Source organism: Acidiphilium sp. (assembly GCF_049977125.1).
Lineage (GTDB): Bacteria > Pseudomonadota > Alphaproteobacteria > Acetobacterales > Acetobacteraceae > Acidiphilium.
This window is the reverse complement of the sequence record NZ_JBMFGY010000036.1, coordinates 20,152-28,337: the sequence shown is the minus strand read 5'-3', so window position 1 is coordinate 28,337 and position 8,186 is coordinate 20,152. Positions and strand designations below refer to the sequence as shown.

Genomic DNA, 8,186 nt, shown 5'->3' with positions numbered 1-8,186 from the left:
CGCCCGCCTATCTGCACCGTCCCCGCCCCGTGCGTTCCAGACCCGCGCGTCCCCGCCCCGCGCGTCCCCGACCCGCGCGCGCCGCGCGTCCGCAGCACCCCGGACCGAGCTTCCCGCCGATCACCTCAACCCCGCCGCCGCTCGGCCCCGGCAATCATTATTTCATCCCCGTTCCGGCGATCGTTAAAAAATCCCGCTGACCCCAACCGCTTTCGCACGCATAATTCGTTACGATATCGCAACAAAATCGGCGCAGCACAGAAGGCGCCGTCCCGCAGCCTCAGCCGAGCATGTCGATTGCCTCGGCCAGCTTGATATCGCGCACCGACAACCCGCCCGCATCATGGGTCGAGAGCGTGATCGACACCCGATTATACACATTCGACCATTCCGGATGATGATCATGCCGCTCCGCGAGCAACGCCACCCGGGTCATGAACCCGAACGCCTCCGAAAAATCCCGAAACACGAAAGTCCGTTCGATCGCGTCGCGATCGCCCGCGCCGCGCGGCGCAAAACCCCAGGACGGCAGCAGATCGACCAGAGCGGCCCGCTCGGCATCGGTCAGTTTCGCAATCATCCTCGTCCCCTCAATTCTTCACGATCGGCCGGCGCGCCGGCTCGAAACCGGTCGAACCGTCCGCCTCGACATGCAGATACAAAATAATCTTGCCCGCGTTCAGAAAATCGACGCTGCACGGGATCATCGCATGGGTATAGAACCGGAACCGGTTCTGTTGCAGCATCAGGTGAACCCCGCCCGGCGCCAATGTCACGGTCTGGCCCGGCTTGATCGCCATCGCGCCGAGCGGCGCGCCGGCGGCATCGAGCATCAGCGTGTGATGCGCGATCGGGCAGGTCGTCGAGACCAGCGTATCCGGCGTGGTGCCGGCGTTATGGATACTGAAATAGGCCGGGGTCGTCCGGCCGGGAGCGGTCGTCACAACGGTCCAGCCGTGATCGAGCGTGATGCCCGCCGGCACCGCCGATCCGGACTGCGCCAGGGCGGTCGCGCCCGGCACCGACGCAACGATCGCGGTGATGAGAGCGGGGACGATCAGGCGACGGATCATGCGGCCTCCTCATATTTGGCAAGCATCCAGGCATCGGGCTCAGCGGCGGCGGCATCATACCAGGCAACCAGATCAGGATGCGCGCGCACCGCCGCCATATACGCGTGCGACGTCGCACTCAACACCGGCTGATAGGTCAGAAACCGCGCGACGACCGGCGCGAACATGATATCCGCCCCGGTGAAATCCGCGCCGAACAAAAACGCCCCGCCCGCGCCGAACCGCGCCCGCGTATCAGCCCAGATCGCCTCGATCCGCGCAATATCCGCGCTACTCGCCGGGGTGACGCCCCGTCCGGGAAACACCCGGCAGCAATTCATCGGCATCGCGATCCGCAGGTCGCGAAACCCGCTGTGCATCTCGGCACTGATCGACCGCGCATGGCCCCGCGCGATCCGGTCCGCCGGCCACAGCGCCCGGTTGATCTCGGCGCAATATTCCACAATGGCGAGACTGTCCCAGATCCGCGCCCCGTCGTGCGCCAGCACCGGCACGAAGCCGGACGGCGAGACCGCCCGCACCGCCGGCGTCTGCCCCCCGTTCAGCGGGATCACCTGCTCGCTCACCGCAAGCCCCGCGCCCTGCACCGCAAGCCAGCCGCGCAGCGACCACGAGGAATACCGCCGGTTACCGAGATATAAAACATTGCCTGACGTACTCATGGCGCAAGCCTAGCCCGGATTGTCACGCCCCGCCATATCCGGCCGCCGTCCGACCGGATCGGCGATCGCCCGTGTCGCCATGACGCCGCTGATGAACCTCGCGATATCACCCAGCACCGGCGTCCCCAGGCTCAGCGGCGGCAGCGTCGCGAGCAGCAGCCGGATATGGCCGACGCCGGGATAAATCCTGGTATCGACGCTCGCCCCCGCCGCGCGCAACCGTGCCGCGAGCGAGGCGGTATTGGCCGGTGCCACCAGCCGGTCCCGCGCGCCGGACAGCAGCAGGGTCGGCGGCGCATCGCCATCGACATGCGCGATCGGCTGCGTCCTGATCAGATCCGCCGCCCCGCCGAAGATCCGCCGATACACCGCCCCGGTGATCGGCAGGAAATCATACGGCCCCGCCAGTCCGATCGCCCCGGCGAGCACGCCACGGTCGGACCCCGCGCCCGTGAGATACGAACCATCCAGCGCCAGCATCAGCGCCAGATAGGCGCCGGCGGAATGTCCGGCAACGAACACCGATCGCGCATCGCCACCATAATCGCCGATCTGCCCGATCACCCACGCCGTCGCCAGCGCCGCGTCATGCAGGAAATCCGGATAGCGCACGTCCGGATACAGCCGGTAATCCGGCACCGCCACGATCAATCCCAGCCGCGCCAGCGCCGCGCCGACGAACCGGTAATCCCCGCGCGCGCCGCTCTGCCATGATCCGCCGTAAAAAAAAATCACCACCGGCAACGCCCGCCGCCCCGCCTGCGCCGGCCGATAGATATCGAGCCGGTGATACGGGGCCGGCCCATACGCCACATCGCGCGTCACCTCGGTGCCGTAGCGCGGTGCGAACAGGTTCAGCAGATCGATCTGGCGCGGCAGCTTCATTCCCGGCATTTCAATGGATCGGCAATTCCTGCCCGGCACATTCTGCCGGGTGGGTCGTTTCCGCCGGGCCTTCCGCGCGACGAAGTGAAGCGTCCCGTCGAACCGGCATTGGCACGTTATCTGCAAAGCCACCGCTTGCCTACCCAAAAAAATCACCCATCCCAGGAGTTCGATCGATGATCATCCCCATCAATGCCTCGGCATCCCAGCCCATCGCCTACAGCGGCGGCCAGGCGTCGAGTGCGAAGCCCAGTTTCGGCGCCGCCCTCCAGGCGACCCTGGCGCAACTCCAGGCCACCAACCACGGCGTCACCAGCAACACCGGCACGCATCACCACGGCCAGGGCATGTCACCCTTCGCGTCGCAATCCCCGTTCGGCGGCAGCACCGCCGCGAGCAGTGCGGCCTCGGCCGCCGGTGTCAGCCTACCCGCGCTCTGATTGGCGTCACCGCAGAATCCGGCTATCGCGGCGCATGGTCAAATTTCAAGCCGCCACCCCCCGCAGCTGGGCCGGATTCCGCCTGACATCGCCGCTGGTAATGGGCATCGTCAACGTCACGCCGGATAGTTTCTCAAGCACCGCGGCCGATGCCGATGGCGCGATCGCCCAGGCCCGCGCGATGCTCGCCGCCGGTGCCGACATCATCGACATCGGCGGCGAATCGACCCGTCCAGGTGCCGCACCGGTCGATCCGGCAACCGAGATCGACCGGATCATGCCGGTGCTCCGCGCCCTCATCGCCACCCAAGGTCCCGGATCGTCGCCCCCCGTGATCTCGATCGACACACGTAACGCCGCCACCATGGCAGCGGCACTCGATGCCGGCGCCCGCATCATCAACGACGTCTCTGCCCTGCGTCACGACCCGGCGGCGGCAACCCTGCTCGCGCAACGCCGCTGCCCCGTGGTGCTGATGCATATGCGCGGCACCCCGGCGACGATGAACGCCCAGGCCCATTACACCGATCTGGTGCGCGACGTGGCCGATGAATTAACCTCCCGCCGCGATGCCGCCTGCGCCGCCGGGATCGACCCTGCCGCGATCGCGCTCGATCCCGGCTTCGGCTTCGCCAAAACCGGCGCCCAGAATATCGCGCTCCTGCGCGCGCTCGATCGCTTCTGTGCGCTCGGTCACGCGATCCTGGTCGGCGTCTCGCGTAAACGCTTCATCGGCGACCTCACGCAGCAGCCCGACCCGCGGCAGCGTGATCCAGGCTCGATCGCGGCGGCGATCTATGCGATCCGCCATGGTGCTGCCATCGTGCGGGTGCATGACGTCGCTGGCACGATCCAGGCGCTGCGCGTGTGGCGTGCGTTGGAACCGGCTTGATTCCCGCAACGAAAAGGACTTCGCTCGGCCCATGAACCATCTCGCCCCCCAAACCCACACCCGCCGGCTATTCGGCACCGATGGTATCCGGGGCCGCGCCAACGTCGCGCCGATGACCGCGGAAATCGCGCTCAAACTCGGTCAGGCGGCCGGGCTGCTGTTCACCCGGGGCAATTACCGTCACCAGGTCATCATCGGCAAGGACACCCGCCTGTCCGGCTACATGCTCGAACCCGCGCTCACCGCAGGCTTTATCGGCGCCGGCATGGACGTCACCCTCGCCGGTCCGCTGCCAACCCCGGCGATCGCCATGCTCACCCGCAGCCTGCGCGCCGATCTCGGCGTCGTCATCTCCGCCTCGCACAACCCGTTCGAGGACAATGGTATTAAACTATTCGGCCCCGATGGCGCCAAACTCTCCGATGAGACCGAAGCCGAAATCGAAGCCCTGATGGCGCAGGACCTCAGCGAGCGTCTCGCCGGCGCCTCTGCCCTCGGCCGCGCGGTCCGGCTGGTCGATGCCGGCGGGCGCTACATCGAATCCGCGAAATCCAGCCTGCCGCGCGGCCTGCGGCTCGATGGGCTGCGCGTCGTGCTCGATTGCGCGAACGGCGCCGCCTACAAAGTTGCCCCCGCCGCGCTGTGGGAACTGGGCGCCGAGGTGATCCCGCTCGGCATCAACCCGGATGGTTTCAACATCAACAAGGAATGCGGCTCCACGGTTCCCGGCTTTCTCTCCGCCGCCGTGGTCGAACATCGCGCCCATCTCGGCATCGCGCTCGATGGCGATGCCGATCGGGTCATCCTGGTCGATGAACGCGGCAGCATCATCGATGGCGATCAGGTCCTCGCGCTGATCGCCCGCGCCTTCCAGGCCGACAATCGCCTCTCCGGCACGTCGGTTGTCGCCACGGTGATGTCCAATCTCGGCCTCGAACGCTACCTCGCATCGATCGGGCTCGACCTGCACCGCACCGCTGTTGGCGATCGCTACGTCGCCGAAGCCATGCGCGCGCGCGGCCTCAACCTCGGCGGCGAGCAATCGGGCCATGTCATCCTGTCCGATTTCGCCACCACCGGCGATGGCCTGATCGCCGCGCTTCAGGTGCTCGCGGTGCTGGTGCGTGACGGCAGGTCGGCCAGTGACGTCTGCCGGCCGTTCAAACCCCTGCCGCAACGGCTGCGCAATGTGCGCTACCACGGCGCATCGCCGCTTCTTGACCCCGCGGTCGCCGCCGCCACGCGCGACGCCGAACAACGCCTCGCCAGCACCGGGCGCCTTCTGATCCGCGCATCGGGCACCGAGCCGCTGATCCGCGTGATGGCGGAGGGCGAGGACGAAACCATGATCGTGTCCATCGTCGATGACCTCTGCGCGGTGATCGAGGCGGCATCCCTCCGCATCGTCGCCTGAATGAAACCGCCGCGCATCCTTGCGATCGGCGGGTCCGACAGCAGCGGCGGCGCCGGGATCGAGGCGGACATCAAGACCATCACCGCCCTCGGCGGCTACGCCATGACCGCGATCACCGCCGTCACCGCGCAGGATACCGTCGCGATCCGCGCGATCGCGCCGGTTCCGCCCGCGCTCACCGAAACGGCGATCGGCATGGTGATCGCGGATATTGGAGTCGATGCCGTCAAGCTCGGCATGCTGGGCAGTGCCGCGATGGCGGCGGCGGTGGCGCGCGCCCTGGCCCAGGCCGCATCCGGCGTGCCGATCGTGCTCGATCCCGTGCTCGCCTCGACCAGCGGCACCCCGCTGCTCGACGATGACGCGATTGCGATCCTGCTGCATGATCTGATGCCGATGGTCGCGCTGATCACCCCCAATCGTCACGAAGCGGCGATCCTGTCCGGCGTGACGGTGACCACCCCGGCCGACGCCATCGCCGCCGGGCGCCTCCTGTGCGAACGCGGCGCCCGCGCCGTGCTGATCAAGGGCGGGCATTTCGAGGGGGATGACCTGATCGATCATCTGGTCAGCCGTGACCATGACATCGCGTTCCACCAGCGGCGCATCGCAACGCGTCATACCCACGGCACCGGCTGCACCTTGGCGAGCGCGATCGCGCTCGGTCTTGGTCGCGGCCTCGCGGTGCCGGACGCGATCGGTCTCGCGCAGCGCTTCCTGCAACAATCCCTGCGCGCGGCGCCGGACTTCGGCAGCGGCCACGGCCCGATGGGTCACGCGATGGCGCGAGGAGATCTCGACTGTCGTTTTACCGTCGCTCAAACATAATGTCTTAACCTTTTCCGACTATCCCGGTGCCATGATTGGTCCGACGATCCTGGCCTTTGGTTTGATCCTGGTAGTAGTCCTGACCCTGGTCACGGCACCGGTGCACTCCGCGCACCCCGTGCACCAAGTGCAACCACGCGGCGCGTCGCCTGATGTCGCACCGGCCGCTCCCGCACCGGCGGAGGCGGCGTGAGTACGACCGATCTGATCGGCGCCTGGCTGGCGATCGTGGCGTCATGTCTGCTCTATGCGGCATTCTGCGATGTTTCGGTGCGGCTCATCCCCAATCGCCTGAGCCTCGCGGTTGCGGCGCTGGCGGTGCCGCTTCGCCTCGCCGCGCATGATCTGGGGCAGGGGTTGCTGGTCGCCGCGGTCATTTTCATGATCCTGACCGGGGCGTGGATGTTGCGGCTGCTCGGCGGGGGCGACGTGAAACTCTGGACCGCCTGTTCGCTGCTGGTTCCGCCAAAAATCGCCTCGCAGGGCACGTTCTCGTTGCGGGTGATCCTGCTCGGCGGCGTCGTGGCGGTGGCCTATCTGGTGCTGCGCGCCGTGATCCGCCTCCGGTCGCGCCGCAACGCGGCGAACCCCGCGCCGCCTGCCACGATCACGTCCGGCCGAGCGGTTTTCTGGTTGCGCCGGGTCTGGCGCGTCGAGCAATGGCGGGCCCGCCGTGGCGGTTCGATCCCCTATGGCGTCGCGATTGCGCTGTCAGCCCTGATCACCGTCTGGCCATCGGGACACGGTTGATGATCACATGGCGGGAGCCGACCGATGAGTGAAACCCAGATTTCGCGCGGCAGCGTCGCCGCCGGTCGGATCGGCCGGCCCGACCAGCTTACCGTGCTCGGCTTCGTGACCGATGCCGCGAGCGAGACCGTGCTGCGGGATGGTTTGAACGACCTTGGCCAGAACGGCATCCCCAACACAGCGGACATCAGGCGAGGCACCGTCAAAGCCGCGATCGCCGCCATGATGCGGATGGCGGCGCCGCAGATTCTGGTGGTGGACATCGCGGGTGACGATCGGCCGTTGCAATCCCTCGTCGAACTTTGCGACGTGATCGAACCATCGGTCAATGTTCTGGTGCTTGGCGATATCGACGATGTCGAACTCTATCGTTCGATCAATCGCCGCATCGGCGCTGTTGACTATATCTTCAAGCCGATCACGCGGGAGATGGTGGCGCGGTACTTCGCCGCGTTGATCACCAATGACGTTCATATCGGCGACTCGACGCGCGGTGGCCGGGTGATCGCGATCACCGGCGCGCGTGGGGGCGTCGGCGCCAGCACCATCGCCAGCGCGCTGGCGTGGTTCCTCGGGGTCGATTCCAATCGCCACACGCTGTTGCTCGATGCCGATCCATTCATCGGCGCGGCATCGGACCTGTTCGGCGTCACGTCGCAACCCGCACTGCGCGATTTTCTGGCCGACCCGCTCGATCATGGCCAGGAGGCGATTCTCGCCGCAGCGGTGGCGGTCCAGAACCGGCTTTATGTTCTCGACTCGCCGCCGGACCCTGGGGCCAATCCGAATGCGATTGCCGGCAACGCACGGCGGATCATCGATGCGGTGCGATTCCGCTTCAATTTCGTTATCGTCGACCTGCCGTTCCTGCCGATCGCCTCGCAGCGGGAATTGCTTGAACTGACGCATCACCGCGTCATCGTGCTCGATCCCAGCGTGGCGGCGCTGCGCGACACGCTGCGATTACTGGCAATTCCCAACAATCCGGGACAGCCGCAACGACCAACCATCGTGCTCAACCACGAAGGAAGACCGGGCGGATTGAAGCGTAAACCGATCGAGGAGGCCCTGAAGCGCAAGGTGGATATTGCCATTCCGGAACTCCCCAAATGCTTCGCCAGCCTCACCGCGAGCGGCAAATTCAGCGGCGTCGGCAAGGGAGCATTGGCCCGCGTGATTCACGATCTCTCGCGCGAAGTCGGGTTCGAGCCGGGTCGAAAACCATGAGGTGATCGGGGACTG

The 8,186-nt window shown here is 66.7% G+C and carries 11 protein-coding genes; 7 read left to right on the top strand and 4 right to left on the bottom strand.

The annotated features are described in order from the left end of the window. The coding region (locus tag ACP5E6_RS08010) for a hypothetical protein (RefSeq protein ID WP_427953590.1) at positions 1-200 on the top strand (200 nt) is incomplete at its 5' end. Positions 201-280: 80 nt separating this feature from the next. Here the strand turns inward: ACP5E6_RS08010 and ACP5E6_RS08005 are convergent. The 4 genes from ACP5E6_RS08005 to ACP5E6_RS07990 are packed head-to-tail and all read right to left on the bottom strand — an operon-like array spanning position 281 to position 2,620. Beyond that, the gene (locus ACP5E6_RS08005; RefSeq protein WP_427953588.1) at positions 281-580 is read right to left on the bottom strand and encodes a 4a-hydroxytetrahydrobiopterin dehydratase; all 300 of its coding nucleotides are present in this window, start codon (positions 578-580) and stop codon (positions 281-283) included. Positions 581-590: 10 nt separating this feature from the next. Beyond that, entirely contained in the window at positions 591-1,073 is a 483-nt protein-coding gene (locus tag ACP5E6_RS08000; RefSeq protein ID WP_427953586.1) for a copper chaperone PCu(A)C, read from the bottom strand. Beyond that, on the bottom strand, positions 1,070-1,735 hold the full coding sequence (locus ACP5E6_RS07995; RefSeq protein ID WP_427953585.1) for a glutathione S-transferase family protein: 666 nt from the start codon (positions 1,733-1,735) through the stop codon (positions 1,070-1,072). The genes ACP5E6_RS08000 and ACP5E6_RS07995 overlap by 4 nt, the downstream gene beginning before the upstream one ends. Positions 1,736-1,744: 9 nt before the next feature. Further along, positions 1,745-2,620 carry an alpha/beta hydrolase gene (locus ACP5E6_RS07990; RefSeq protein ID WP_427953583.1) on the bottom strand — a complete coding sequence of 292 codons (876 nt, stop codon included), beginning with the start codon at positions 2,618-2,620 and terminating at the stop codon, positions 1,745-1,747. 176 nt (positions 2,621-2,796) lie between these two features. On the opposite strand from ACP5E6_RS07990, the gene ACP5E6_RS07985 reads away from it, so the two are divergent. The 6 genes from ACP5E6_RS07985 (at position 2,797) to ACP5E6_RS07960 (ending at position 8,171) form a co-directional block, all read left to right on the top strand. Beyond that, positions 2,797-3,060, top strand: a complete 264-nt coding sequence (locus ACP5E6_RS07985; RefSeq protein ID WP_427953579.1) for a hypothetical protein — start codon at positions 2,797-2,799, stop codon at positions 3,058-3,060. Positions 3,061-3,094: 34 nt separating this feature from the next. Continuing rightward, a complete protein-coding gene (folP, locus tag ACP5E6_RS07980) occupies positions 3,095-3,952 on the top strand; it encodes a dihydropteroate synthase (RefSeq protein WP_427953577.1) in 858 nt (285 codons plus the stop codon). 31 nt (positions 3,953-3,983) lie between these two features. Then, entirely contained in the window at positions 3,984-5,366 is a 1,383-nt protein-coding gene (gene glmM, locus ACP5E6_RS07975; protein ID WP_427953575.1) for a phosphoglucosamine mutase, read from the top strand. Then, complete coding sequence (gene thiD, locus ACP5E6_RS07970) at positions 5,367-6,194, top strand: bifunctional hydroxymethylpyrimidine kinase/phosphomethylpyrimidine kinase (protein ID WP_427953573.1); 828 nt, start codon at positions 5,367-5,369, stop codon at positions 6,192-6,194. A 189-nt stretch (positions 6,195-6,383) separates the two neighbouring features. Next, positions 6,384-6,944, top strand: a complete 561-nt coding sequence (locus tag ACP5E6_RS07965) for an A24 family peptidase (protein WP_427953571.1) — start codon at positions 6,384-6,386, stop codon at positions 6,942-6,944. Between the two features lie 24 nt (positions 6,945-6,968). Next, on the top strand, positions 6,969-8,171 hold the full coding sequence (locus ACP5E6_RS07960) for an AAA family ATPase (protein WP_427953569.1): 1,203 nt from the start codon (positions 6,969-6,971) through the stop codon (positions 8,169-8,171). The last annotated feature ends 15 nt before the right edge of the window (positions 8,172-8,186 follow it).

Bases quoted from the DNA above. Each gene is read 5' to 3' on its own strand.
- glmM (WP_427953575.1), top strand. From the start codon at position 3,984: ATGAACCATCTCGCCCCCCAAACCCACACCCGCCGGCTATTCGGCACC.
- ACP5E6_RS07985 (WP_427953579.1), top strand. From the start codon at position 2,797: ATGATCATCCCCATCAATGCCTCGGCATCCCAGCCCATCGCCTACAGC.
- folP (WP_427953577.1), top strand. From the start codon at position 3,095: ATGGTCAAATTTCAAGCCGCCACCCCCCGCAGCTGGGCCGGATTCCGC.
- ACP5E6_RS08000 (WP_427953586.1), bottom strand. From the start codon at position 1,073: ATGATCCGTCGCCTGATCGTCCCCGCTCTCATCACCGCGATCGTTGCG.
- ACP5E6_RS07995 (WP_427953585.1), bottom strand. From the start codon at position 1,735: ATGAGTACGTCAGGCAATGTTTTATATCTCGGTAACCGGCGGTATTCC.
- ACP5E6_RS08005 (WP_427953588.1), bottom strand. From the start codon at position 580: ATGATTGCGAAACTGACCGATGCCGAGCGGGCCGCTCTGGTCGATCTG.
- ACP5E6_RS07960 (WP_427953569.1), top strand. From the start codon at position 6,969: ATGAGTGAAACCCAGATTTCGCGCGGCAGCGTCGCCGCCGGTCGGATC.
- ACP5E6_RS07990 (WP_427953583.1), bottom strand. From the start codon at position 2,620: ATGAAGCTGCCGCGCCAGATCGATCTGCTGAACCTGTTCGCACCGCGC.
- thiD (WP_427953573.1), top strand. From the start codon at position 5,367: ATGAAACCGCCGCGCATCCTTGCGATCGGCGGGTCCGACAGCAGCGGC.